23 protein-coding genes and 1 pseudogene are annotated in these 25951 nt (G+C 40.9%); 12 read left to right on the top strand and 12 right to left on the bottom strand.

The genetic code is table 11. The features are described 5' to 3' along the window. Nucleotides 1-17 precede the first annotated feature (17 nt). Together dnaN and dnaA are read right to left on the bottom strand one after the other, a co-directional pair. Nucleotides 18-1118: a DNA polymerase III subunit beta gene (gene dnaN, locus KZ793_RS04510; RefSeq protein ID WP_225813895.1), complete on the bottom strand. Its 1101-nt coding sequence runs from the start codon at nt 1116-1118 to the stop codon at nt 18-20. 4 nt (nt 1119-1122) lie between these two features. Then, nucleotides 1123-2511, bottom strand: a complete 1389-nt coding sequence (dnaA, locus tag KZ793_RS04505; protein WP_118987636.1) for a chromosomal replication initiator protein DnaA — start codon at nt 2509-2511, stop codon at nt 1123-1125. Nucleotides 2512-3202: 691 nt separating this feature from the next. Between dnaA and rpmH the strand changes: the two genes are divergently transcribed. From rpmH to mnmE, 5 genes are all read left to right on the top strand, one after another. After that, a complete protein-coding gene (gene rpmH, locus KZ793_RS04500) occupies nt 3203-3343 on the top strand; it encodes a 50S ribosomal protein L34 (protein WP_004093983.1) in 141 nt (46 codons plus the stop codon). 16 nt (nt 3344-3359) lie between these two features. Further along, nucleotides 3360-3719: a ribonuclease P protein component gene (gene rnpA / locus KZ793_RS04495; RefSeq protein WP_118987635.1), complete on the top strand. Its 360-nt coding sequence runs from the start codon at nt 3360-3362 to the stop codon at nt 3717-3719. Continuing rightward, the gene (gene yidD, locus KZ793_RS04490) at nt 3683-3943 is read left to right on the top strand and encodes a membrane protein insertion efficiency factor YidD (RefSeq protein WP_225813893.1); all 261 of its coding nucleotides are present in this window, start codon (nt 3683-3685) and stop codon (nt 3941-3943) included. The genes rnpA and yidD overlap by 37 nt, the downstream gene beginning before the upstream one ends. 2 nt (nt 3944-3945) lie before the next feature. After that, nucleotides 3946-5586 carry a membrane protein insertase YidC gene (yidC, locus tag KZ793_RS04485; protein ID WP_225813892.1) on the top strand — a complete coding sequence of 547 codons (1641 nt, stop codon included), beginning with the start codon at nt 3946-3948 and terminating at the stop codon, nt 5584-5586. Between the two features lie 242 nt (nt 5587-5828). Beyond that, nucleotides 5829-7193, top strand: a complete 1365-nt coding sequence (mnmE, locus tag KZ793_RS04480; protein ID WP_225813890.1) for a tRNA uridine-5-carboxymethylaminomethyl(34) synthesis GTPase MnmE — start codon at nt 5829-5831, stop codon at nt 7191-7193. Nucleotides 7194-7379: 186 nt separating this feature from the next. Here mnmE and KZ793_RS04475 read toward each other — a convergent pair whose 3' ends face one another. From KZ793_RS04475 to KZ793_RS04465, 3 genes are all read right to left on the bottom strand, one after another. Further along, entirely contained in the window at nt 7380-8600 is a 1221-nt protein-coding gene (locus KZ793_RS04475; RefSeq protein ID WP_225813888.1) for an RNA-binding domain-containing protein, read from the bottom strand. Between the two features lie 26 nt (nt 8601-8626). Then, nucleotides 8627-11284, bottom strand: a complete 2658-nt coding sequence (locus KZ793_RS04470) for a TrlF family AAA-like ATPase (RefSeq protein WP_225813886.1) — start codon at nt 11282-11284, stop codon at nt 8627-8629. A 68-nt stretch (nt 11285-11352) separates the two neighbouring features. After that, entirely contained in the window at nt 11353-11592 is a 240-nt protein-coding gene (locus KZ793_RS04465; protein WP_041381254.1) for an HTH-like domain-containing protein, read from the bottom strand. Between the two features lie 342 nt (nt 11593-11934). Between KZ793_RS04465 and KZ793_RS04460 the strand changes: the two genes are divergently transcribed. From KZ793_RS04460 to KZ793_RS22820, 4 genes and pseudogenes are all read left to right on the top strand, one after another. After that, the gene (locus KZ793_RS04460) at nt 11935-12813 is read left to right on the top strand and encodes a hypothetical protein (RefSeq protein ID WP_225813885.1); all 879 of its coding nucleotides are present in this window, start codon (nt 11935-11937) and stop codon (nt 12811-12813) included. After that, complete coding sequence (locus tag KZ793_RS04455; RefSeq protein ID WP_225813878.1) at nt 12806-13204, top strand: DUF1240 domain-containing protein; 399 nt, start codon at nt 12806-12808, stop codon at nt 13202-13204. The genes KZ793_RS04460 and KZ793_RS04455 overlap by 8 nt, the downstream gene beginning before the upstream one ends. Before the next feature lie 165 nt (nt 13205-13369). Beyond that, on the top strand, nt 13370-13774 hold the full coding sequence (locus KZ793_RS04450) for a DUF1240 domain-containing protein (RefSeq protein WP_225813876.1): 405 nt from the start codon (nt 13370-13372) through the stop codon (nt 13772-13774). Between the two features lie 65 nt (nt 13775-13839). After that, a pseudogene (locus tag KZ793_RS22820) lies at nt 13840-13983 on the top strand (Tn3 family transposase); the annotation flags it as partial. A gap of 70 nt (nt 13984-14053) precedes the next feature. Here KZ793_RS22820 and KZ793_RS04440 read toward each other — a convergent pair. From KZ793_RS04440 to fdhE, 4 genes are all read right to left on the bottom strand, one after another. After that, a complete protein-coding gene (locus tag KZ793_RS04440; RefSeq protein WP_225813872.1) occupies nt 14054-15703 on the bottom strand; it encodes an LTA synthase family protein in 1650 nt (549 codons plus the stop codon). A 117-nt stretch (nt 15704-15820) separates the two neighbouring features. Further along, nucleotides 15821-17680, bottom strand: a complete 1860-nt coding sequence (selB, locus tag KZ793_RS04435; RefSeq protein WP_225813866.1) for a selenocysteine-specific translation elongation factor — start codon at nt 17678-17680, stop codon at nt 15821-15823. 51 nt (nt 17681-17731) lie between these two features. After that, on the bottom strand, nt 17732-19123 hold the full coding sequence (gene selA / locus KZ793_RS04430; protein ID WP_225813865.1) for an L-seryl-tRNA(Sec) selenium transferase: 1392 nt from the start codon (nt 19121-19123) through the stop codon (nt 17732-17734). 21 nt (nt 19124-19144) lie between these two features. Beyond that, complete coding sequence (gene fdhE / locus KZ793_RS04425; protein ID WP_225813864.1) at nt 19145-20074, bottom strand: formate dehydrogenase accessory protein FdhE; 930 nt, start codon at nt 20072-20074, stop codon at nt 19145-19147. Between the two features lie 525 nt (nt 20075-20599). Here fdhE and KZ793_RS04420 point away from each other — a divergent pair. The 3 genes from KZ793_RS04420 to KZ793_RS04410 all read left to right on the top strand — a co-directional run bounded on the left by KZ793_RS04420 (nt 20600) and on the right by KZ793_RS04410 (nt 24527). Next, nucleotides 20600-21553 (top strand): methyltransferase, encoded by a 954-nt coding sequence (locus tag KZ793_RS04420; RefSeq protein WP_225813863.1) that lies wholly within the window; start codon nt 20600-20602, stop codon nt 21551-21553. 590 nt (nt 21554-22143) lie between these two features. Continuing rightward, nucleotides 22144-23097: a methyltransferase gene (locus KZ793_RS04415; protein ID WP_225813862.1), complete on the top strand. Its 954-nt coding sequence runs from the start codon at nt 22144-22146 to the stop codon at nt 23095-23097. Between the two features lie 476 nt (nt 23098-23573). Further along, nucleotides 23574-24527, top strand: coding sequence for a methyltransferase (locus KZ793_RS04410; RefSeq protein WP_225813861.1), 954 nt, complete (start codon nt 23574-23576; stop codon nt 24525-24527). Between the two features lie 293 nt (nt 24528-24820). On the opposite strand, the gene KZ793_RS04405 is transcribed toward KZ793_RS04410, so the two are convergent. The 3 genes from KZ793_RS04405 to KZ793_RS04395 form a co-directional block, all read right to left on the bottom strand. Next, nucleotides 24821-25222, bottom strand: coding sequence for a hypothetical protein (locus KZ793_RS04405; RefSeq protein ID WP_225813859.1), 402 nt, complete (start codon nt 25220-25222; stop codon nt 24821-24823). A 10-nt stretch (nt 25223-25232) separates the two neighbouring features. Next, on the bottom strand, nt 25233-25481 hold the full coding sequence (locus KZ793_RS04400; protein ID WP_225813857.1) for a hypothetical protein: 249 nt from the start codon (nt 25479-25481) through the stop codon (nt 25233-25235). Further along, the coding region (locus tag KZ793_RS04395; RefSeq protein WP_225813856.1) for a hypothetical protein at nt 25478-25951 on the bottom strand (474 nt) is incomplete at its 5' end. The genes KZ793_RS04400 and KZ793_RS04395, both read right to left, overlap by 4 nt.

Below are 25951 nucleotides of genomic sequence, written 5' to 3'. Positions count from 1 at the left end.
CTGAAATAAAAATCCGGTTACAGGCGCATTGGCATCACGACATAAGCCGCATTGTGGTTAGCACAGTCTTCTATCTGAACACTGGAAATAGCATCAGTCAGTAGTAAACGGACTTCTTCACATCTTAGTGCGTTGAGTACATCTAGCACATAGCTGACATTAAAGCCTATTTCCATTTCAGTACCTTGGTAGCTGACATCTACAATCTCTTCGGCTTCTTCCTGTTCAGGGTTATTTGCTGTGATTTTTAGCTGGTTTTCACTGAAATAAAGGCGAACTCCGCGAAATTTCTCATTAGAGAGAATTGCAGCGCGTGAAAAAGCCTGTTTCAGCATATCGCAACTGGCTTCCAGGGTTTTATCCGGGTTCTTTGGTAATACGCGACGATAATCAGGGAAACGTCCATCCACCAATTTAGAGGTGAAAATAAAGTCGCCAACGTGGGCACGAATATTGTTACTGCCGATTTGTAGCTGTAGCGGAGTATCGCCACCATCCAGCAATCTCATTAGTTCAATAACGCCTTTACGTGGTACGATGACCGAATGGGAAGGCAGCTTTTGACCAATTCCCATAGAACAGACTGCCAGACGGTGACCATCGGTTGCAACTGTACGCAGCTCTTCTCCTTCGGTTTCAAACAACATACCGTTGAGGTAATAGCGGACATCCTGGTGAGCCATTGAGAACTGAGTTGATTCAATAAGGCGCTTCAGTGTGGCTTGTGGCAGTGAAAACTCCACCTCACTTTGCCAGTCATCAAGATTTGGAAAATCAGCAGCGGGCAATGTGGAAAGTGAGAAACGGCTGCGACCAGAACGCACCAATAGGCGGTCACCATCCAGTTCCACACTGATCTCGGCCCCGTCTGGCAAACCTCGCCAGATATCAAAGAATTTACGTGCCGGTACCGTGGTTGCACCTGCTTCGTGTGGCAATGAAAGCGTGACTCTTGCCATCATTTCCATTTCTAAATCTGTGCCGGTCAGCAACAGGGAACCTTCTGTAACCTGTAGTAATAAATTACCAAGAATAGGCAGAGTAGGGCGCCCACTCAGCGGGCTACTGACCTGTTGCAGCGGTTTTAACAATTGCTCACGTTCAATGATAAATTTCATAGCACTAGGAAGACAATGTTCTGATTAAGTTAGAAAAATCCTCTTTGATGTCGTGACTTTCTTCACGCAGTTGCTCGATTTTACGACAAGCATGCAGCACAGTTGTGTGGTCACGTCCACCAAAGGCATCCCCGATTTCAGGCAAGCTGTGGTTGGTTAACTCTTTTGCTAGCGCCATTGCCATTTGCCTTGGACGGGCAACGGAACGGGAGCGCCGTTTGGAAAGTAAATCGGCCACCTTGATTTTATAATACTCAGCGACTGTTTTCTGAATATTATCAATGGTAACCAGTTTTTCTTGCAGTGCTAACAGATCACGTAATGCTTCACGTACAAAATCAATAGTAATCGCTCGGCCAGTAAAATTGGCATTTGCTATTACCCTGTTCAATGCCCCTTCAAGCTCACGGACATTAGAACGCAGACGTTTGGCTATAAAGAAAGCAACTTCTCCTGGCAACTGGATTTCGTTTTCGTCTGCCTTTTTCATCAAAATAGCGACACGGGTTTCGAGTTCCGGTGGTTCAATTGCAACGGTTAGCCCCCAGCCAAAACGGGATTTTAACCGATCTTCTACCCCATTGATCTCTTTTGGATAGCGATCTGATGTCAGAATAATCTGTTGATTACCTTCCAGTAATGCATTAAATGTGTGGAAGAACTCTTCTTGAGAGCGTTCTTTATTGGCAAAAAACTGAATATCATCGATCAGTAATGCGTCGACAGAGCGGTAATAGCGTTTGAACTCTTCTATTGCATTATTTTGTAATGCCTTGACCATATCCTGAACAAAACGTTCAGAATGCATATAGACCACCTTGGCATTTGCCTTACGTGCCATAATACTGTTGCCAACGGCATGTAATAGATGGGTTTTACCCAAACCCGTACCACCATAAAGAAATAGTGGGTTGTAAGCACCGCCGGGATTATCAGCTACCTGTCTTGCAGCAGCGCGAGCAAGTTGGTTGGATTTACCTTCAACAAAGTTATCAAAAGTATGTTTTGGGTTAACATTAGAGCGATAAGAGAGCTCTGGTTGTACCGCAGTGTTATCCCAACTAGGGCGTACTGATGTGTTTTGTGGTGCGGGAGCAACCGGCGTATGAGCAACAACCCTTTGTGGTGGGCTATCGTTTTGGGAAACGGGTTTATTGCCAACTTCAAAACGTAATAACGGTACTTCTGCTCCACAGAAGTCATTCAACAATCCATTGATATTGTTGATATACTTCTCTCTTACCCAGTCCAGAACGAACCGATTTGGGGCATAAAGTGCCAGAGTGTTACCACTTAGCTCTGCCTGAAGGGGGCGTATCCACATACTGAATTCTGTGGCAGGTAATTCATCCTGCAATCGGGCAAGACATTGCTGCCAAAGCGAAAGTGACACGGTGGACTCCCCTAAAACAAGGCCAATTAACAATTAAAGAAATCGGAGTGGTTAGCTCATTATATTGGGTACAAAACAACGGCTCCTCTAAGGTGAGGAAGGATCAATTGTCATGTGTATGGCGATTTTTAATGTCATCGCTCCCCCCCATGATCCGAGGATAAGATCTAAATCATGGCCTGGGATCATAGCGCAAAAGACGATATAGATCTTCATTCTTTTACACAGTTTAAGCGCTTTTTATCCACAGGATAACATTGTCTGTGAAATAAAGGGCTGTAAAGGGGTTGTAGTGGAATTATGGCGGATGCCAAATGCAGATCGAGAATAAGCCGATATTTAAAATAAAATCGGACCAAGGATCATAACAGAAAACGAAGATCTGCCGGTGATCGTTGCGCTTTGTTCAGTAGTCCGTATAATGTTGCACCCTATGTGCGGAACCAGAGTTTTTATCGGTAATGTTTGGTGAAGGGTTCTGGTGTACGCATGGGCAGAGTGTTGGTAAACATCCAACTCAGTAAAAAGCCGGCCGACTTTGTGTTATGTAAATTGACTCAGAGCTGTACATTTTATTACAATCCCGCTTCTTTTATATTGATGTTGCGATTGAGGCATCGGTGTCTATTTCTCACTGGCTGCCAACGCATTTACTGAATCAGTAATAATCTTAAGTTAGGTAGAAATCGCTATGAAACGCACTTTCCAACCATCCGTACTGAAGCGTAACCGTTCTCATGGTTTCCGCGCTCGTATGGCTACCAAAAATGGTCGTCAAGTTCTGGCTCGCCGTCGTGCAAAAGGCCGTACTCGTCTGACCGTTTCTAAGTAATAAAGCTAACCATCTAGTGGTTAAGCTCGCTTTTCCGAGGGAGTTACGCTTGTTAACTCCCAAGCATTTCACTTATGTTTTCCAGCAACCCCAACGGGCAAGTTCGCCAGAGATTACTATCCTTGGTCGCCCGAACGAGCTGGGGCATCCCCGTATCGGTCTTACTATAGCCAAGAAAAATGTTAAACGTGCTCATGAGCGTAACCGGATTAAGCGGTTAGCCCGTGAAAGCTTCCGTTTAAACCAACATAAGTTGCCTCCTATGGATTTTGTGGTATTGGTTAGAAAAGGCGTTGCTGAGCTTGATAACCGTGCGTTAACGGAGGCGTTGGGTAAATTATGGCGTCGTCACTGTCGTTTGGCTCGCGCTTCCTGATCGCATTAATCCGGGGATATCAGTTGGTAATAAGCCCGCTGTTGGGGCCTCGTTGTCGCTTCAATCCTACCTGCTCTCAATATGGAATTGAGGCATTATGCCGATTTGGGGCGATAAAAGGCTGTTGGTTAACGGTGAAACGCGTATTAAAATGCCACCCTTTACATGAAGGTGGTGATGATCCTGTCCCACCCGTAAAAAACAACGATAACAGAGAACACTAACGATGGATTCGCAACGTAATCTTCTTCTCATCGCTTTGCTGTTCGTTTCTTTCTTGGTCTGGCAAGCATGGGAAGCAGATAAAAATCCGCAGCCAACGACAGTACAGGCCACGCAACAAACGGATATGCCGAGCAGTGAGAATCAAGCTGTACCAGGCAGTGGAAAAGGTAAACTTATCACGGTTAAAACTGATGTGCTCTCTTTGACCATCAATACTCGTGGCGGTGATATCGAAGAGGCTGACCTGTTAGCCTATCCTGATACCCTGGGTTCAAACCAGCCCTTCAAGTTGTTGGAAACAACACCTGCTTTCACTTATCAAGCGCAAAGCGGATTGACGGGGAAAGATGGTCCAGATAACCCGATGAATAGTGAGCGCCCGCTGTATACCGCAGCACAGGATAGCTATGTATTGGCTGATGGACAGGATGAATTGCGTATCCCGATGAATTTCGTCACTAAAGATGGCATTGTTTACGTCAAAACATTTGTCCTGAAACGTGGCGAATACGCGATTAGTGTGGATTACCGTATTCATAACACGACAGAAAAACCGTTACAGATGGCCTTCTTTGGTCAGTTGAAACAGAATGTTGAACTACCAAAGCATCGTGATACAGGCAGCAGTAACTTTGCCCTGCATACTTACCGTGGCGCAGCTTATTCTTCAGACGATACCAAATACAAAAAATACAGCTTTAGCGATATTGAAGGCGAATCTTTATCCGTGACCACCAAAGGTGGCTGGATTGCCATGTTGCAACAATATTTTGCTACCGCTTGGGTTCCTGTGGCTAATGAAACCAGCACTTTCTACACTGCCGCATTAGGTAAAGAGATGGCTGCGATTGGCTATAAGAGTGCACCAATCTCTGTTGCGGCTAATAGTGAAAAAACGGTCTCTTCTACACTGTGGATTGGCCCGGAAATTCAAGATGAAATGGCCGCTGTAGCATCTCATCTGGATCTGTCCGTAGATTATGGTTGGTTATGGTTTATCTCTCAGCCATTATTTAAGCTGTTGAAGTTCCTGCATGGTTTTATTGGTAACTGGGGCTTCTCGATCATCGTTATCACCTTTATTGTGCGTGGTATTATGTACCCGCTGACCAAAGCACAATACACTTCAATGGCGAAAATGCGTCTGTTACAGCCTAAATTGGCGGCTATGCGCGAGCGTATTGGTGATGATAAACAGCGTATGAGCCAGGAAATGATGGCATTGTATAAAGCAGAGAAAGTGAACCCACTGGGTGGCTGTTTGCCTCTGTTGATCCAGATGCCAATCTTCCTTGCTTTATATTACATGTTGATGGGTTCTGTTGAATTGCGTCATGCGCCATTTGCTGGCTGGATTAATGATCTGTCTGCACAAGATCCTTATTACATCCTGCCGTTGCTGATGGGTGTAACAATGTTCATCATCCAGAAAATGTCTCCGACGACAATTACTGATCCGATGCAACAGAAGATTATGACCTATATGCCCGTCATCTTTACCATATTCTTCCTGTGGTTCCCATCAGGTCTGGTTCTGTACTATATCGTCAGTAACTTGGTGACAATTATCCAGCAGCAATTAATTTATCGTGGACTGGAAAAACGCGGTCTGCATAGTCGTGAGAAAAAGCCTGCGAAATAAAACATACACCCTATGGATTTCAAGATGGATCGCGGCGGCAAGGGAGCGAATCCCCGGGAGCATAGAAAACTATGTGACCGGGGTGAGTGAGTGCAGCCAACAAAGAGGCAACTTGAAAGATGACGGGTATAGCTTCAGCCAGAATACATGCTGGCCGTTGTCACGGTAAAGGCGGTCATTGACCGCCTTAACTATTTGAGTAAAAAAGTCATTTGAGCGAAAAAGTAAATAGGGAGATAACTATGAATACCACTGATACGATTGTTGCTCAGGCTACCCCACCAGGACGGGGCGGTGTTGGCATTTTACGTGTTTCCGGCCCGAAAGTCGCACAGGTAGCTGAGGTGGTATTAGGTAAATTACCCAAATCCCGTTACGCAGATTATCTGTCATTTCGTGATGTAGATGGTCAGATACTTGATCAGGGGATTGCTATTTACTTTCCGGGGCCTAACTCCTTTACTGGAGAAGATGTACTGGAGCTTCAAGGTCATGGTGGACCGGTTATTCTCGATTTGCTACTTAAACGTATTCTGACTTTGCCAGGTGTGCGAATTGCTAACCCAGGTGAGTTTTCTGAACGCGCTTTTCTTAATGACAAATTGGATTTAGCTCAGGCGGAAGCCATTGCTGATCTGATTGATGCCAGTTCGGAGCAAGCCGCCCGTTCAGCGATGAATTCCTTACAGGGCGCTTTTTCTACTCAAGTTCACCAGATGGTGGAAACACTTACTCACTTACGAATCTATGTAGAAGCGGCTATTGATTTTCCAGATGAAGAGATTGATTTCCTTTCTGATGGGAAAATCGAGGCCAAGTTGGATGACGTGATGGTTGAGCTTGAGTGTGTTCGTTCTCAGGCTCGTCAGGGCAGCCTTTTACGTGAAGGGATGAAAGTTGTGATCGCCGGTCGCCCTAATGCAGGAAAGTCCAGTCTACTTAATGCATTAGCAGGCCGTGAAGCGGCTATTGTGACGGATATTGCAGGTACAACCCGTGATGTGCTGCGTGAACATATCCATATTGACGGTATGCCGTTGCATATCATTGATACAGCAGGTTTGCGTGAAGCCAGTGATGAAGTTGAACGTATTGGTATTGAGCGTGCTTGGCAGGAAATTGAGCAGGCTGATCGTGTACTGTTTATGGTAGATAGCACGACAACGAACGCGGTTGAACCTGTGGAAATCTGGCCTGAATTTATGGCTCGTCTGCCTAAATCGCTCCCTATTACAGTTGTTCGTAATAAGACTGATATGACCGATGAAGAGACAAGTATTGACGAAGTAAGTGGTTACTCGCTGGTTAGACTTTCTGCCCGTAGTGGTGAAGGCATTGATTTATTGCGCGATCATCTGAAAGAAACGATGGGTTTTAGCAGTAATACCGAAGGTGGTTTCTTGGCTCGTCGTCGTCATTTACAAGCATTAAATACCGCAACGGAGCATTTACAACAGGGCCATGAACAATTAGTGGTTGCCCGTTCAGGTGAATTGCTGGCGGAAGAGTTGCGTCTGGCGCAGCAGGCATTGAGTGAGATCACGGGTGAATTTACTTCCGATGATCTGCTAGGAAGGATTTTTTCGAGTTTTTGTATTGGGAAGTGAAGTGGTCATTTTTAAAGTGTAACGCTTCAAAACCCATTTACTTCGCTTTGATTCGTTTTGCTCCGCTTTGCCAAAATTCCATCGTGCATTGTAAAGTCGTTTCCCGACTGCTTTTAAAAAAATGGCGCTGTTTTAAAAGCGCCAAATGCAGTGCGGTATACGCTGTTCCAACAGTCACAACATTTGTTACCGGAACAAAATTGTTTTTAAATGATCGTCTGTCAAATCAAACTCAGGATCTTTACCTGTTAACGCTTTCGTTAATGGCATAATTTTGGTTCTCACACCCATTCCTCGGTAATCGACATAGCCATAATCACGTAATACTTCCATAACAATGGTATTTCTGGGGGAACGCTGCCCTGCTTTCATTTTTTCTATCGTCATAGAGTTTGGTAGCGAACCCGGACTAATTACTTCAAGCCGGTCAGAATAACCAGATACTTCAATTTCAACAAAACGCGTCCAATCGCGGTGCGCCAGCGCATTGACCAAGGCTTCTCTAACGGCCTCAAGTGGATAAAACCACTGTGTCTCTCGCCTTAACTCTTCATTCACCTGATCAGACTCTTGAGAAATAAAGGGACTCATAGCCTCCATGAATTTCTCAATAACGCCACCATCGATTAGCCGTTTATCACCATTTTCAAGATCCCAGCGCCCGACCATTGGGCCATCAATGATGTCATCCAATGCAGCTTGGTATTCCTTATCTTCGCCATGAAATACCATGACCCGTAAACCCGATTGTTTGAGATAGCGTCTCGGGCTTTTACCAAATAACACCAAGCCCGCTATTGTGCAGCAAACATTGCCTGCGGCTTCGGTTAAAAAACCCAGACCAAGTAGCCTTGCTTGCCATTCATCAGGCGTTTTAGGTACATCGGGATCTTGTAAGATATCCTTTACATAATTGGTTAGGCGAGCGTCATCCAAACAACTCATATCTGTACGAGGCACAGGCATTACTTCAGTATGCAGCATTCCACCCAATTCAAACAATCGCATCTGCTGCTCTCTAGTTGCTAGCCTCGATGTTGTCCCAACACGAATATAGATGTCCTCTTTTCCGCTATGGCGAACGATGTAGGGTTTCGAAATGCCGATGGGAAAGCTAACGATAGCAACCAGTTTGCCATCATCCAATTTCACTTCTTCGTAAAACGGCAGAATCATCGGATGAATTTTGCTCTGAAAAACATTCATAACCCACTCTTCAAGATCATGCCTTTGTACGCCGCTAATAGTGCCGTCATCTTCCACACCTAGCAGTACCCGTCCCCCTTGAAAGTTGGTCATAGCAACAACTTCTTTGGCTAACTGCTCAGGACGTATATCATCTCGCTTAAACTCCACACCTGAGTTTTCGCCATTGGCAATAATTTCCAACAATTCTGTTTTTAACATCGTTCTCTCCCAAGGAAGTAAAGCATTCAGTTAAAGCCGTACTTTTCACGGCGTTGATTAAATGCACTCTCACCACCTTCCAATATATCTGCCGCTAGTTTTTGCACTTCTGGCATATCGATCGCACCCTGTTGTTCTGGCAGGATCAACCCTTTGTTATCTTCCACACTCAGCACGCCAATCCATTCCGCGTCGCCAAATACCGGAATATTGGCGTTGTGGGTTGCGAACAAGAACTGTCGGCTTAGCTTGGCTCTGCGCAGCTCAGCAACGATACGCTCAGCAATAAAGGCGTTATCAAGGTTATCCTCCGGCTGATCAAGGATAAGCGGATCTTGGTTGTCCAATAGCAACAGGTGCAAAATCGCCGTACATTGTTGGCCGGTCGATAGTTCCCCAATTGGGCGGAAAATGGCCTCCCGTTCACCGTGAGTTATATTCAGCTCAATCGCCATTGTATCGGGAAGCTGCAACTCTTCTAGCTCAAGCAGTTTATACTCAGGCAAACGGCTTAACGCTCGTACAACGGAATTAGGTATACCGAAATTAGAGGTTAATTCAGTCTCACCTTGGCGAATAGTGGCAGCAAGATTAGCGGGTGTGAACTCACCCTCTAAAACCCACGCTAGCCTTTTCGGCCCAACACCTTCCAAATTGCAATCACTCAGGAAATTCACTAATTCTTGGCGGTTACCTTCAGAATTCAGGCTAAGGCGTACCTTCTGATCCAACTTGCGAGTGAGCCGTTTAACCGACTTCTGCATGGCGCTAGCACGTGCGCTGGTCTGCTGATCTAACTCAAGCAATAGTTTCTTGCGCTGACTATAGAGCTCGTTGAGTTGGGTTTGTCGGTTTTGCAAGGCAGTTTCTTTTGGGCGAATCTGTTCAATTTGCTTTAGTAAGGTTTGATATTCAGCGCCAATCTGCCGACCCGTTTTACCCTGACTTGTAGGTATGTCTTTAAACGCATTTTCAAGTTGTTGTTCTTCTGCATGCAACCTTTCCAACAGTTGTTGCTGTAGAGGAAGTAAGTCCCTTGAGGTTTTACTGGAGAGCTCCTCGACTTGGATTAAACATTGAGTTAAAGAGTTATTTAACATCTCCAAAACTTGACGCTTTTGTTTTAAGAGATCTAAGTGTGGCAATCCTTCTAAGCTGGCATCGCTTAAAAATACCGTATCTGGCAAACTGTCTTTTAAGATGTTGATAGCTTCTTTTACTCGAGTAATTTCTTCATTAACTCTCCCACTCAGTTGTTTTTCCTTTTCCAGCTTTGGAATCACTTTCAACTTTTCATCAATACCCAGCGTCTGGAATTGTTTAGCCTGATCCAATAACTTGGGTAAGCGCTCAACTTCTGCCTCAACATCTGCTTTTTGGCTAAGCGCACGAATAATGGTTTCACGATTATCCTTAAGGCTCACTAGCACTTTGGCTATGGCCTTCTCAAACTGTTCGTGCTCACTTTCCAAGAATCGTTCAATAAGTAGGTTTCGGCTTTGCTCATCCCGAGTCATCTCATAAATTTCATTCTGACCGTACAGCTCAATGCCAGGCAGTAAATCTTCGGGGTGATAAGGTGAAATTCTGCCGTTTTCATTCACCACTGGCTGGTTTCCATATTTGCGGCTCACCGTAAATATGCGGCCATGCATGGTTGCAGAGCGAACACTGACTTCAACCATACCTTTTTCGGTACCTAAGTTATTTTTTACAATCGCGTCATGCTGAGCTTTCGATGCTTTACCAAAAGGTTCTAAACCAAAAGCATAACGAATACACTCCAGCAGGGTTGATTTGCCCGTACCTCTACCACCAATCACCGCGTTTAAGTGATCCGATAATTCAATATCCACACCATCAAGGTAGCCACCGACAAAACGAACACGTTCGATAGCTGACGCATAGTTTTCCGGTTTGTCTGAATTTAGCCGAACTCTGGAGCCCGCATCTAAAAAAGCTTGCTTGAAAGAAGTGAAGCAGGGCTTGGTCATTTTAATTAAACAAGAAGCGCCATCAGCTTTAATCTCTTCAGGCTTCGCCACATCAGCGGCATTGATGGCAGCCATTTCCCGCTTGCGGCGATAGTTATCATCCTTATTCAGGAAAACTTTACGATAAAAGTCGCTCTCTACACCTTTTAGGTCCTCAACTGAACCTGGGATCTGAGCAGCCAACAGCCTTTCATGTTGCCAAACATGATTCATCCGCCGCTTTAACACGCCATCATCATTAGTACAGTGGGCTGCGAAAATGAAACCACCCTTATCGTTTACGTAATTAATAATATCCGAGGCAGATTTCTGTACTGGAGCTTCCGGCTGGTTTATATCCACACCCAATGCGCCCAAATGCCTGTTTATCAGATCAGCCGAAGCTGATTCATCAAACAAGCAAACGAAGTGAATCTTCTCACTGGAGGCAACTTCAAAGCCGGGGAACACCACGATTTCACGTTGTGCAAAGAGATCTTTGATCTTTTCAAAACCATTCACCGACCCATGATCAGCCAGGCCAATGACTTCAATTCCCACCTCTAGCGAAGCATTTAACAATTGCTGATTATAATCATCTTCAGAAAGCGTCTGTTGCTGCCCTCGATATTTTATGTAGCTTGAAGAATTTACCTGCAATGCACACTTGAAAAAACGTGCTTTAGCGTACTTATTGGTCTTAACAGTCATACTTATACTCCACTTATACAGGCATATTCATCGTTCAGGCTTTGGTAATTTACATCGACAAAATTGTCTTAAAGCAGATCCGTATTAAGTCCTGCGGTTTTCAAACGCTGCGTCAAATTGCGCATTTTACTGAACTCAGTGCCAAAACTCTGGGTAAGCCCAACTCCTTCACAAAAGTCTTTAGCTGTAATGTTTTTCAGCTCATCGGCGTACTTAATCATTTGTAGATGCAGCTCAGCCGTGTACTGATTGCGTGGCGCATTCGCTAAAACCTGCTTGATCCTTTCGTAAATATCTTGTTCGTTTATCATAACCTTTACCATCGAACATCTAGATAATTTAGCTAAATTATCTAATTTATATATCTACCGCAAGGAAAACTGTAGTTGCGTTGGTAAATGTTCTAGGCTATGAACATCAATGCAATTCCTTTGCCCATTGGCTTGTGCTTTTAATTCCCGCTGCACATTCTGTGTATAGCATACTGCACCCAGCAAAGCATGGATGGGCATATGCCCATGAATCAGTGTTTCTGCTTGAATTTGATCCAGCTCCCAACAATTCAGAAAAATTAAAGAAAAAAATAGCTAAGTCCGATAAAATATAAAACAAAATTTCAATAAACTATATAATATAAGTGGAGTTGTAAGATGAAGTATGATCCACGGTTAAAAACATTTGTTGATAATGATTACAGATTAGAAGATCATCTTGATTTTAAAAAACAAATAGAAGATCAAAAATATAACCGTATGATATTGGAATTGGAGCATCAATTTAAATTAAACCAAGAAGTTATTGCTTTATTAACAGAGGATGAGGCAATAACTTATATAAAAACATTAGATCATAACTTCTATAATAAATGGAAAAATAATGTTAAAACCTTTTATTCATATGCTGATCCAGCTTCATCATTTGCTGGTAATATAAAAGACTCTTATGGCGTGGCTAAAATAGTAAATGATTTAAGAAGTTTCGGTGTTAAGGCAACGGAATATGCCGGGAAAGATGGTAAAAAATATATAAAATTAACAGGTTATCCTGGAGTAAGAGACTATTTAAATGCTACAAGATATCTTGCTAATAATCCACGTATAGTGTCTTTTGGGGTAGGTACGCTAGGTATTCATGATGGGATTGTTAACGGTGCTAGATTCGGTATAGTATTCTCAGCAGCATATAGAGCAGTTGAGTTAATACTTAAAGATGATTATGGATTAGCTGATTTGTTTGTTAACTTAACAATGGATGGTGCAAAATTAGCGGTATCAACAGGCGTTGCTTTGGGCGTTAATTCACTAATAGCAGCGCCACTCTTAACTATAGGGTGGAGTCTTTTGGCTGTAACTATTGGAGTTTTTGCTCTTGGGGTTGGAGTTTCGTTTGCTTTATATTGGTTGGATGATTATTTTAAAATTAGTGAAAGCATAATTAAAAACATAAAAAATAGAAAAAGAAATGTTCTTGTGGGGACACCTACGGCAGATCAGTTTTTTAATATGTGGGGTAGATATAGTCGTGGATAATATAAATAAAATAAAAATATACTTAGGTTCGTTATTTGTTTCTTTTATGGCGGCATTATTTGTATTTTTCTCATTAAATGATTATATAGGTTTTTTTAGGCGTGATAGCGTTATTACATTCTCATGGAAGAGTGCAGGATTTATCTGGTTCTCTCCTTTACTTATTCATATTGCTTATGCTTTGTTAAGAATTGCTAAAAATAGAACAAAAAATCTCAATGGTAAAATTGGGGATTATATTTCATGTGTATCAATAGTGGGGTTTATTCTTACTTTATTTGTATCTTTTTATGTTGATGATGAATTAAAGTTGGAGGGGTATGTAACATGTAGTAAATCATCATGGATGGCTCCAAATAAGTATGTTAAGGACATTTCACTTTGTCACTAAGCATATGTCTTTATATTTTTAGTATTTTATTTAATAATCTCTATCTATTGGTTAGATGACCACTTTAAAATCAGTGAAACTATAATTAAAAACATAAAAAATAAAAAATAAACCAGACACCATACCATCCGGATCAGTTTTTTAATATGTGGGGTAGATATAGCCGTGGATAATATAAATGAAAATAAAACTAAACTATATTTAGGAATTTTATTGCTTCTTTTTATGACAATGTTATCTATATTTTTTTCATTGAATGATTATGTCGGTTTTTTTAAGCGTGATGATGTTATTACATTCTCATGGAAAAGCGCAGGAGCTATTTGGTTTAGCCCTGTATTGATTTATATTTCTTTTATTTTATATAGAATCTCATTGGGTACAGTGAAACGTCTTAATAGTAAAATAGGAAATTATGTTTCATATGTGTCAATAACAGGCATTATTCTTACTTTATTTGTTTCTTTTTATGTTGATGACGAATTAAAATCTGAGGGATATTTAATCTGTAGTAAATCATCATGGATGGCTCCAAATAAGTATGTTAAGGACATTTCACTTTGTCACTAATCATATGCTCTTAAGGCTAACAAGTCTGCCCCCTATTGTTTTAAATTGCATCAATAACTCATAAGCAACAGGCATTGAACCGGGGAGAAGTCTATCATCAGTTCAGGGGAGCAATAGCGTCTGTCAATGGAAACCAGTTCCGCGGAGGCAATGATTATCAAATCGAGCAGTGGAACGACTGCGCCAGCCTGATAGCCAATTATCTACTACAACTTGGTATTTGGAGTCATTTACAGTGCCATATAAATATGGCACCTACTCACATGATGATTTTATAAATTACTTTTTACCTGCAACATCTAATTGCTGGTAAATGTAGTGTTTATAACTTTCCACCAGCGCCTTATCCTGACAATCATCCAACGCTCCTCGGCAGAGATGACGCATTGTCATATTTGCTCGGTAAAAAGGTGAAGCATCTAATTTAGCTCTCTCCATAATCATACTGCCAAGGAATGAAATATCCGTCAGTTCATCAGTCTGAATAGATGCTCCTTGTTGCAAGTTATCCCGCATAGTAAATTGGGTGATATGAGCGGGGTTTGAAAATACGCCATTATACTGATTTAGGCTGATATTGGGTTGATGATCACCGAAGTAGAGGAAAATAGTTGGCTTTTCCCGTTTAGCAACAAACTCACTGAAATCTTTAATTGCCGGATCAGAAGCTTTGATTTTCTCCATATAGTGACTGAACTTACCCACTGCCTGTGAATTTTTCATATGTCCGGTAAGCCCGTAATCATCAGCGTGATCTTCATCATATGGGCCATGTTCATACATAGTCAGTGAGAAAATAAAGAGCGGCTTATCCGTTTCCTGTGCCAAAATATCTTTCACATAATCCAACATCTCTTGGGTAGAAATGGTCCACAGATTTTTATCGAGACTGGCGGGATATCCCAATTCCTGTGGCTGAATAATACGATCAACGCCGAGAGTCTGATAAGCATGACCCGAATGATAAGAAGATTTATTAAATGGCGTCAAAACAACCGTGTAATAACCATTCTGTTTCATTTCACGGAACAAGCTGTATTTCAGATGATCAACAATAAAATAAAAAACCGCATTCTTACGTGAGCCAAAATCATCTGTATTTAAGCCGGTTAGAGCAGAGAATTCAGATAACCAGGTACCACCACCGAAAGTTTGTACCCGCATTGGGCTTTGTGCGCTGACACCCGAATCCCGCTGAAACATATAAAGATTAGGTAAGCGGGTATCATCAGGCAACTGATAGATATGTGGAGTCACGGTGGATTCCTGTAATAACATCACCACGTCAGGTTTGATCGCTGACTGCGACACAGGCAGCATGACATTCTTAGCCTGTTGCAGAAAATAATCGGATGATTGCCCAAACTGCGGCGCATGATATTTGGCATCCTTAGCCGACATCACCATATTGGTGACTGTACCACGCCCTTTTGGGAGTGAAGATTCCCACTGCTCTCTGAACCCATTGGCGGTAGCGCTCACTTCCCATATACAGAACGCTGCCAGAACCAAGCCGATAGTACGCCATTTAAAACTACGGCAGGCAGATGATTTTTTCCAGCTCAGTATCATGTTAAAGATCAGCCAGATAAACATCGCGACAATGCCTAAACCGGCCAACCAATAGTGGCGTAATGTTTCCTGATTGGCAGGATCAAACATCAAGTTTAGATCAGAAAACATCAACTGCTCTTTGTAGTAATGAACTTTTATCTGATTGAGGAATTTGAAGATAATAAACAGTGTTCCGGTAAAGGCAGCGGAAAACAGTAACCGGGCTGACACAAAAAACGCAAGGCCAAATATCACACCAAACACACCGACAGCGATCAGTGCCGGATAAATATCTTCACTTTTTTCAAAAACCAGTATTAAAGTTGCAATAAACAATAATCCTAGATAAACACCCGATATTATCTTCTTTTTCATCGTATTGAATCCAATTAATAGACGGTTCACGGTTGGCAAAAATAACACAGATCAGTTAAATCGATGAAACAAGACGGTGATTTTGCTGAAATCATCTATATTTTAGATAAAAAATCATCAAAATAGCCCATTATCTCTGAGAATATGTGACTCAGCTTGACGACGAGTAAAACCACTGCGATCAAAAAATTCCAATATCTGAATAGCCAGTTTACGACCGATACCGAGTTGATTACGAAAATCCGCAGCGGTAATCGCACCATAATCTTGATTGAATTGACGAATCAGTTCGGCAAACTGCTGAATTCGTTGGCTGCAATAATAACGATCAGGAACAATAGCGATAATATGCCCCAATTGAGCAGATTTTTTCAACAAACGGCGGATTGCGGCCTCTTCTTCTTTTAAATCAGCAGCCAGGTCACGTACCCACCAAGGATCATCTGCAAAATAGGGGGTTATTTGTTGCCACAATTTTGCCTGTTCATCACTAAAAGCTAAACCATGTTCAGGAAGGTATAACCAACCACGCAACTGCTTTAACTGCCCACTACTGAGCAAGGCATCTATCAAAGTATAAACCAGTGCTTCATCCAGCGTTGGCAGTGCCATCCGTTTCAGGCGTGCCCTGCCTAAACCTAGTTGATCAACATGCTGTTGGTGATATTCGGCCAAAACGTGTAACAACTTCTGCTTTGCTAATCTGGCATTGTTCTGTGATAACACCATACCATCGGCAATAATCACATCCTTATCAACGATTAGCTGGTGGAAAGTGGTTTCCGTTAGCTGGCGCGCCCAACAAAAATGGTCGAGAGAAAATGCACCTCGTGGCAGATGGAGCGCTAAATTAGCCGCATGATCGGATGTTCTGGCGAGCTGAGTGAGCCAATACAAAAATTCTGGTTGGCGCTTACCACGGCGGGGGGAATTTAGGTTGATCACTCGCGCACCCGCCAGTGTTTTTTTGGCACTGATATCTCGTAATACCAGTCGATCATCCTCAACCAACCATAATGGGCTATCAAGCACTAATTCAGCCAGCAGAGGCTTATCAGGAAGCTGATTCAGCAATGAAATCCGCCCCGTTATATGGCTGGCGGCATGATGAATGTGAAGTGATTGCCAGTTTCGCAAAGGTTCATCAGTTTCTACTTCCACTAGTACTTTCTCTACGTGCTCAAAGGGCTTGTGGGAAAGTAGCCAATCACCACGGGAAACCTGTTCTTTACTTACATCACCAGTAATATTCAATGCAATACGCTGCCCGGCTTGAGCCGTATCGGTCTGTTGATTCTGAGCATGCAAGCCACGTACTCTGACTGGCTGATCCCGGCCGGTCAGCCAGAGGATATCTCCCACACTGACTCGGCCAGCCAATGCTGTTCCCGTTACCACCAGACCTGCGCCTTTGACACTGAAAGCGCGATCTATCGCCAGACGAAAACGCTGATGTAATTTTTTATGCTGCTTATTTTGCTGATGCAACTGCAACAGATGCTGCCTCAAAGGGACAATACTTTCTTCATCCGTCGCAGCCATTACAAACAGAAGGAACTCGTTCCAACCTTGCGTTGCCAGCTCATATTCAATCTGCTGGCGAACTTCAACTATTCGTTGCGATTCCACCCGATCTGCTTTAGTGAGCGCAACTGTTATGGCCGGGCGGCCAATCAAACGCAGAATAGCTAAATGTTCTCTCGTTTGAGTCATTACCCCATCGTCACAGGCAACCACCAATAAAACATGATCGATACCTCCGATCCCTGCCAACATATTAGCGAGGAATTTCTCATGTCCGGGTACATCGATAAAACCAACCGAAGAGCCATTCGATTGCGGCCAATAGGCATAACCTAAGTCGATGGTCATACCGCGTTTTTTTTCTTCCGGCAAATGAGCCGTATTAACGCCGGTAATCGCTTGAATAAGTGTGGTTTTACCATGATCAACATGGCCGGCAGTGGCAAAAATCATAATAGTTTCAGAGAATTATTTTATTTCGATAAATTACTTTATTTCGGTAAATTACAATAATAGTGCCTGCAATAGCGCTTTTTCATCTTCAAGACAGCGTAAATCCAGCCATAAACGCCCGCCAGAGATACGACCAAGAACGGGTTTCGCTAATCCACGCCAGCATCGGGCCAACCGCTCCAACGAGCTTCCCTGATCATCAACGGCAGCAAAAGTCAAAGCCCAACTTGGCAAACGATCAACCGGCAATGAGCCACTGCCAATCTGTGAATAACATGGTTCATCCCGAACAATAAATTGGTCGCCGTAATGTGCTTGGAGCTGAGGTAATAGCCGTTGTGCCATATCATGCATTTGTTGTTGTGAACGGGTTAACAAACGTAACGTTGGCAACTGCTGGCAAAGCTGTTCAGGGCGCTGATATAACCGTAATGTGGCTTCCAAAGCGGCCAGCGTCATCTTATCTGCCCGCAAAGCCCGTTTCAGTGGATGACGCTGGATGGCTTCTATCCAGCGCTTTTTGCCAAGAATAATGCCAGCTTGTGGTCCCCCCAGTAATTTATCACCAGAGAAAGTGACCAAATCGATGCCCTGATTCAGATAATCCTGGGGCATAGGTTCGGCTGGCAATCCATATTGCGCCATATTGATCATGGAACCACTGCCCAGATCAATGGCAGTAGGAATTTGCGAGGCCATTCCCAGAGTGGCCAATTCACGACCAGACACTTCTACGGTAAAACCTTCAATATTGTAGTTACTGGTATGCACTTTCATGAGGAGAGCGGTCTCTTCATTAATCGCTTGCCGATAATCTTTCAGGTGAGTGCGGTTCGTTGTACCGACTTCAACTAATCGGCATCCTGCCTGAACCATCACATCAGGAATACGGAATGCGCCACCAATTTCCACTAGTTCACCACGAGAAACTACAACTTGCTTACCGGATGCTACGGTTGCCAACAATAACAATACCGCCGCTGCATTGTTATTAACAATACAGGCATCTTCCGCCCCGGTTAATTCACACAGTAAATCCGCCAAAGCATGGTCACGGTGTCCACGTCCGGCGTTATTGAGGGAATATTCCAACGTTACAGGTGAACGCATCACTTGTGTTACTGCTTCAATCGCTGATTCTGCCATTAGTGCTCGGCCAAGATTGGTATGAATCACCGTACCACTAAGATTAAACACCGGCTTTAAAGCCAAAACTTGTTTCTGTTCCAATTGCAGGCCAAGTGCCAAGGCCCAGTTATCACACCAATCAGGCAGTGCCTGATATTGCTTAATATTGATTCTGGCCTGTTCCTGCATTCTTCTTAATGTTGCAGTTACCAACGTTTGTCCATATTGTTCCACGAATGGTGTTATCTGTGGCTCACGTAATAGACGATCAATGGCTGGGAGCTGGCTGTACAACAGGCACGGTTTATGTGTCATGGCAATTCCGTCAACTCACTATTACTCATTTAGGAACAAAAACGGGTTGATGCTACTGCGGGCAAAACCTTCCTCTTCCATTTTGGCATCGAGGATCAGTGAAGCTAAATCATCAGCAACAGCTTCAACTTTTGGATCTTTCTCCTGATAGAGAATTTTCAAATAACTACCGCAATCACCGCAACTTTCCGCTTTCACGGCGGCTTGCTCACTATCCAGTGACCAATAATTGAGATCGCGGGTCTGTTCGCAATTACTGCATTTTACCCGTACCATATGCCATTCACTTTCACACAAACTACAATGCAGATAACGCAACCCGTTGGTTGTGCCAATCTGAACCACACTAGAGACCGGCATACTGTTGCAAACTGGGCAAAACTGACGATGTTCACCATATTCTGCCCTCGCTTTTCCTGGGATTTGATTTGCCATTTGTGCCCAATAGAGGGAAAGTGCCGCCCAGATAAAAAGTGCTTTTTCAGGGCTGACTTTACTGAATTCATTTTTCAGCAGAGCATCGGCCATCTGTTCCAGCTCCTGTTGCGACGCTTTTTCTAGATTGTCCAGAACGGTATTAATATGTTCCGACGCATCTGGCAGTAATTCAGCGATCAGAGAGTGAAGTAATTTTTGCCAGTGCTCAGTACGTTGGAAGGTTTTGCAATCCAGAGGCGGTTTACCCTCAATGACAGATTTTTCTAAGATATCTGCTATCTCCATTTTCAATGGATTATCATGCAACATTTTTTGCTGAGCTTGGGCAACTTGTGCTGAAAAGTTAAGATAATCAGCTAATGGGCTCTCTTCTGCCAGTTGTTGCAAGCGTTCTGCCCGACGCTGATAAAGATTTCTCAGATTAGCAAAAAGCAGTGGCGGGATATAATCTGCTGCTTTTTCATTGGTGCGATCTTTGCTCAGTTGTTCTTTAGGAACGATGCGGATACTCATTAAGTTCTATCTTCCTGCTATTTGCTTTGGGGCTTTCAGATTAATAATAATCTTAAGCTTGTTTTTAGCGTTCAGCATAGATCAAAAGTGGTTTCTGGGCTACAGAGATAATACTGGAAATTATGTGGTCGGTAATAATTAATATATTCATGAAATGGTTGTGAATTTTTTTTATAACCATTCATTGTTTGTGTGAATTTTCCGAAAGAAAAATATTGTTAAGACATATCTTTTAATTTAATCTTAAAAATCCCTAAAGAGAGTTAATTGTGATTTTTAACATTTCTTTCTATCATATTTTATATAGTCTGATAGTTAATTAACTCATGGCTAAAAACATATAATTAAAGTGAGTAAGCAATTGTCAAAGGTGAATAAAATTTTCATTACTTCATAAGGAAAAGATAGCAAAGTTAATAATTACATTTGGGTAAAAAAGTGTTTCAACTATATATAGTTAGTTATAGTGGTACTATCTATGTTTTATATAATAACCTCATTTAAAAATACAGAAAGGGTAATTCAATGCTAATCGATCTCATTACGTCATATAGAAAAACAGCTGCAATCTATACTTTTGTTGATGCTGGTTTATCTATTCACTTTAAAAATGGAGCCTATGTAGATATTAACAAACTTGCCAGTCAATATGGTATTGATTGTTCGAGACTTAATCGACTATGTGATTTCTTAATTGAAATAGGAGTATTGGTTAGCAACAACCATGGGGTTGCACTTTCTGAGGAATGCAGTGCACTTGCTGATCCTAATAGTATAGAATTCTTAACAGTAAAATATGAGATCAATCCAGAACATTGGGATTCTTGGTTAATGTATCCAAAATCCTTACTGGAAAACAATGGCAAATCGGCATTTGAAATGGTGTATGGAAAATCATTCTTTGAGCATTTGGATAGTAATCAGGTATTAAAATCAGATTTTGATGCTTTAATGTCAAAATTTACAAATAAAATAATTAAAGAATTGTTTGTTATTTATGATTTTAATAAACATAACAGAATATTAGATCTGGGTGGTGGAGACGGAGAGCTTTTGATCAGAATCAGTGAACAAGTCAAAGGAAAAGATTACGCTGTATTGGACAGATATAATGAAGTGCCTATTTCAGAAGGTATAAACTTCATAAATGGAGATTTTTTTAAACCAATTCCGACAGGTTATGATTTATATATTTTAAAGAATGTTCTCCATAACTGGCCTGATAATGATGCTATATCCCTTTTGAAGAACTGCCGAGAAGCGATGGATAATAACACAACCATCTTGATAATAACCTTAATGAAAAAACCACAATCCTTGGTAGTTAAATCCGTGGATATATTAATGGATATGCTATTTTCAGCGAAACAACGTTATTTGTCTGAATTCGAAGATATAGCTAACCAAGCGGGGCTTGTCATTCGAGATTATAAAGATATAGATGAAATATTTTCACTTATCGAATTAGGGGTAAAATAAATTATTAGGGGTTTATGGTTATTTCCAAAGATGATTATATTCATATTCTATCGTTGGGAAATAGATATAAAATGTGGCATCAAGATATTTGATGCCACATTTTTATTTTATGTTAATAATTAAATGTATAGGTATTAAAATAGAAAGTAAATTTATTCTCTGACAATAAAAACGATTAATAACTATATTAAACAATTCTATTTTATAATTTTCTGAGAAGAGTTAATTGTGATCTTTGTCATTTATTTTTGTCGAATTTAATATAGTCTGATAGTTAACAATTCTGTTCCTAAAAATGCGTTATTAAAGTAAGTTGAACAATGGGCAAATAAGGAGGATGAAATCTTTATTATCTCACTAAGAAAAGGTAACAAAGCTAATAATTACATATTAATTATCGGAATACCCAATTATTCATTATGGTATTTCATGTATTTATACCTAATAGATTTCGAGTTGCATCGCGACGGCAAGGGAGCGAATCCCCGGGAGCATAGAGAACTATGTGACCGGGGTGAGTGAGTGCAGCCAACAAAGAGGCAGCTTGAAAGATAACGGGTATATAAGATAAAGACATAAAGGATAACTCAATGCTAGCCGAACTTATTACATCGTATAGAAAATCAGCCGCAATCTACGCTTTTGTTGATACAGGTTTATCTATTCACTTTAGAAATGGAGCTTATGTAGATATAGACGAACTTTCCCGTCAATGTGGTATTGATTATTCTCGACTTGATCGATTATGTGATTTCTTAATTGAAATTGGGGTATTGGTTAACCACGGCCATAAAGTCACCCTTGCTGATGAATGCAGTGTACTTGCCGATCCTGAAAGTATAGAGTCATTAATTTTAAAATGGGAGCTGAGTCCAGATTGTTGGAACGCTTGGTCAATGTATCCAAGATCTTTACTTGAAAATGATGGAAAACCGGCATTTGAAATAACGCATGGAAAATCATTCTTTGAACATTTAGCGAGTAATAAATTACTCAAATCAAATTTTGATTCTTCAATGTCAAAAGGCTCAGATAATATAATTGAAAAGCTACTTGATATTTATGATTTTGGTCAATACAACAGAATATTAGATATTGGAGGAGGTGAAGGAAATCTTCTGGTAAAAATGAGTGAGAAGGTAAAAGGAAAACATTACGCTGTATTAGATAGATATGATGAAATTCCTGTTTGGGAAAATATAGATTTTATCAATGGAGATTTTCTAAAATCAATTCCATCAGGTTATGATTTATATATTTTAAAGAATATTATTCACGATTGGTCCGATAGTAACGCAATACTCATTTTAGAAAATTGTCGCAAGGCAATGGATAATGGTTCGGCTGTTTTATTGATAAGTTATATGAAAAAACCACAATCTAAAATGGTGATATATTTGGACATATTAATGGATGTGCTATTTTCAGGAAAAGAACGTTATTTGACGGAATTCGAATGTTTGGCTAATCAGGCAGGATTGGTTATTCAGGATGTTAAAGATATCGATGAATCATCTTCAATTATCCAGCTAGGAGTAAAATAACTTAAATAAAATAATATATTTTTATTAAATATAATTATATGGATATTGTTTCTCTGGATAAATATATAATAAGTATGTCATGAAAATATTTTATGACATACTTATTTGTATCGATAAAATATATGAATATTAAAGTGGAAATAACAATAATTTAAATAGCATAAATAACCGTATTAAATTATTTAATTTGTTTTTTAAAACCCCTTAAAAGAGTTAATTGTAATCTTCATCATTTCTTTTTATTATGTTTAATATAGCCTGATAATTAACAATTTTAACCCTAGAAATACGTACAAAGTAAGTTAACTAATTGGAAAATAAGGAGAATGATATCTTCATTATATTACCAAGAAAAGATAGTAAAGTTAATGAACTCATTCTAGTTGTCAGAATACCTAATAAATTATCATGGTATTTTCTGAATTTTAGATAAAATAATTCATCTTTTTATAAGATAAAGATATAAAGGATAACTAATGCTAGCTGAACTTATTACATCATATAGAAAATCAATTGCTATCTATACTTTTGTTGATACAGGTTTGTCTGTTCACTTTAAAAACGGGGCCTATATAGATATCAACGAACTTGCCAACCAATATGGTATTGATTATTCAAGACTTAATCGATTATGTGAGTTTTTAATTGAAATTGGGGTATTGGTTAGCAGCAATGATAGAGTTGCACTTTCTGAGGAATGTAATGTGCTTGCCGATCCTGAGAGTATGGAATCATTAATAGCAAAGTGGGAATTTAACTCAGATCTCTGGAACGCTTGGTTAATGTACCCAAAATCCTTACTTGAAAATAATGGTAAATCGGCATTTGAAATAGCGAATGGAAAACCATTCTTTGAACATTTGGATAGTAATGAATTGCTCAAATCAAAATTTGATTCCTTAATGTCAAAAGACTCAGATAAAATGATTGAAAAGTTATTTGATATTTATGATTTTAATCAACACGATAAAATATTGGATGTTGGAGGAGGAGAAGGAAATCTTCTGATAAGAATGAGTGAAAAGGTAAAAGAAAAACATTACGCTGTATTGGACAGATATAATGCACTTCCTGCTTACGAAAATATAGATTTTATAGATGGTGATTTTTTTAAATCAATTCCGACAGGTTACGATTTATATATTCTAAAGAATGTTATTCATGATTGGCCTGATAATGACGCAATACTCATTTTAGAAAATTGCCGAGAGGCAATGGGTAATAGCGCAACTATGTTATTAATAACCTTAATGAAAAAACCACAATCTAGAATAATTAAATATTTTGATATATTAATGGATGTATCATCTTTAGGGAAAGAGCGTGACTTAACGGAATTCGAATATTTGGCTGATCAGGCAGGACTGGTTATTCAAGATGTTAAAGATATCGACGAATCATATTCAATTATCCAACTAGGTATAAAATAAATTATAGATAATAGTGGAGCTTCACCAAATATAATGATATGGATATTGTATGTCTGATAAATCTATAATAAGTATGGCATTGAAATATTTGATGCCATATTTTTATTTTATATCAATAAGATATTGAAATAGAAGGTGGATTCGACTAATAAGTGCAATTTTTCAGAAAGGCGGTCAGTTGCTACAGTAGGCACCTTTCCCGCCACAGGAAAAATGTAATGAACGCATCCCAACTTTTAACAATGGTGAGATAACCGAACGGTTACTTAGCAAGAGTGCTAAATAGTGTTCCTTTACCTTGAGTTAATGCGCCTGTTCCTACCGCTATCAGTGTATCTGGCACTATAGTGTTCTTCTGGTTTTAATGTTAAAAACTGTTTGGTGGCATCTGTTACTCCTCCTAAAATACCGCCACCAATTACTGCCGCAGCCGCAGCCGCAGCCGCAGCCGCAGCCGCAGCCGCAGCCGCAGCCGCAGCCGCAGCAACAGGAGCAACTATAGTCCCTCCCACAACAGAAGCACCTGCACCCCAAGCGACCAACAATCCTCTTACCGGATCTTGTCCTTCCGGGGGATCCCCTTTAGCATGTTTTGACAATGCTGCCGAAATCTCTTGAGAGGATTGACCTTCATTTAACATCTCGGTAGCCAGACTTGATGCTGACCGACCATAATCCGCCATCCCTTTTGGCAAGCTCAGTGCATTATTGTCCGTCTTTATTTTCTTTCAATCTAGACATAATCCAGATACCGATCCCTGTGGGAATACCTGTGCTAGCACCCATTTTAAAAGAGTAATAAACATCTTCTAGAGTGAAGAAAAATTGTCCATCTTTGAAATAAAAAATGGTTGCTAGAATAAGGCTGGTGATAAAAACCATACAAAAAAATAATATAAACCATAGACTGGTAAGCAATAAAAGAGCCTGATAAGTTGCTTTTTGATGTTTCATTTACCACCTCCACGTTTATCTAGCTGATTTTCAACTCGATTTCCTACCGCTTCAGAAATTAGAGCTCCACCGATAGCACCGCCGACTTCACTTTTAATTGGATTAGCTGCTATTGGCGCGAGTTTATCAGTAATAACTTTCCCTCCCATTGTACCTACAACATTACCAACCGCTGCACCTGCTACTGGTGCAACGGGGTCTTTACCCTGCAATTTCGCTCCGACATAAGCACCAGTTATACTCGCCACTTCTGTAAACCAAAACCCTTTGCCCTGAGTTACCGCCCCCGTTCCAGTAGCTATCAGTGCATCAGTAATGTTCACTGGACCATTTGTCAGTTGATTACTGATATTAGCTGTTCCACTGATTATACCTCCAGCAAAAATACTTCCTACAGTTGCTCCTGATGGCAGCAACAATGGTGCCGCTACCGTGGACATTCCTGCACCCCCAAGCGACCAACAATCCTC

It is taken from the genome of Photorhabdus antumapuensis, assembly GCF_020387775.1.
In the GTDB taxonomy this organism is placed as follows: Bacteria; Pseudomonadota; Gammaproteobacteria; order Enterobacterales; family Enterobacteriaceae; genus Photorhabdus; species Photorhabdus antumapuensis.
This window is presented reverse-complemented; position numbering and strand designations above follow the sequence as displayed.

Coding starts and splice junctions, on each gene's coding strand:
- dnaN (WP_225813895.1), bottom strand. CDS start 1,118: ATGAAATTTATCATTGAACGTGAGCAATTGTTAAAACCGCTGCAACAG.
- rpmH (WP_004093983.1), top strand. CDS start 3,203: ATGAAACGCACTTTCCAACCATCCGTACTGAAGCGTAACCGTTCTCAT.
- yidD (WP_225813893.1), top strand. CDS start 3,683: ATGGCGTCGTCACTGTCGTTTGGCTCGCGCTTCCTGATCGCATTAATC.
- yidC (WP_225813892.1), top strand. CDS start 3,946: ATGGATTCGCAACGTAATCTTCTTCTCATCGCTTTGCTGTTCGTTTCT.
- mnmE (WP_225813890.1), top strand. CDS start 5,829: ATGAATACCACTGATACGATTGTTGCTCAGGCTACCCCACCAGGACGG.
- KZ793_RS04475 (WP_225813888.1), bottom strand. CDS start 8,600: ATGTTAAAAACAGAATTGTTGGAAATTATTGCCAATGGCGAAAACTCA.
- KZ793_RS04470 (WP_225813886.1), bottom strand. CDS start 11,284: ATGACTGTTAAGACCAATAAGTACGCTAAAGCACGTTTTTTCAAGTGT.
- KZ793_RS04460 (WP_225813885.1), top strand. CDS start 11,935: ATGAAGTATGATCCACGGTTAAAAACATTTGTTGATAATGATTACAGA.
- KZ793_RS04440 (WP_225813872.1), bottom strand. CDS start 15,703: ATGAAAAAGAAGATAATATCGGGTGTTTATCTAGGATTATTGTTTATT.
- selB (WP_225813866.1), bottom strand. CDS start 17,680: ATGATTTTTGCCACTGCCGGCCATGTTGATCATGGTAAAACCACACTT.
- selA (WP_225813865.1), bottom strand. CDS start 19,123: ATGACACATAAACCGTGCCTGTTGTACAGCCAGCTCCCAGCCATTGAT.
- fdhE (WP_225813864.1), bottom strand. CDS start 20,074: ATGAGTATCCGCATCGTTCCTAAAGAACAACTGAGCAAAGATCGCACC.
- KZ793_RS04420 (WP_225813863.1), top strand. CDS start 20,600: ATGCTAATCGATCTCATTACGTCATATAGAAAAACAGCTGCAATCTAT.
- KZ793_RS04415 (WP_225813862.1), top strand. CDS start 22,144: ATGCTAGCCGAACTTATTACATCGTATAGAAAATCAGCCGCAATCTAC.
- KZ793_RS04410 (WP_225813861.1), top strand. CDS start 23,574: ATGCTAGCTGAACTTATTACATCATATAGAAAATCAATTGCTATCTAT.
- KZ793_RS04400 (WP_225813857.1), bottom strand. CDS start 25,481: ATGAAACATCAAAAAGCAACTTATCAGGCTCTTTTATTGCTTACCAGT.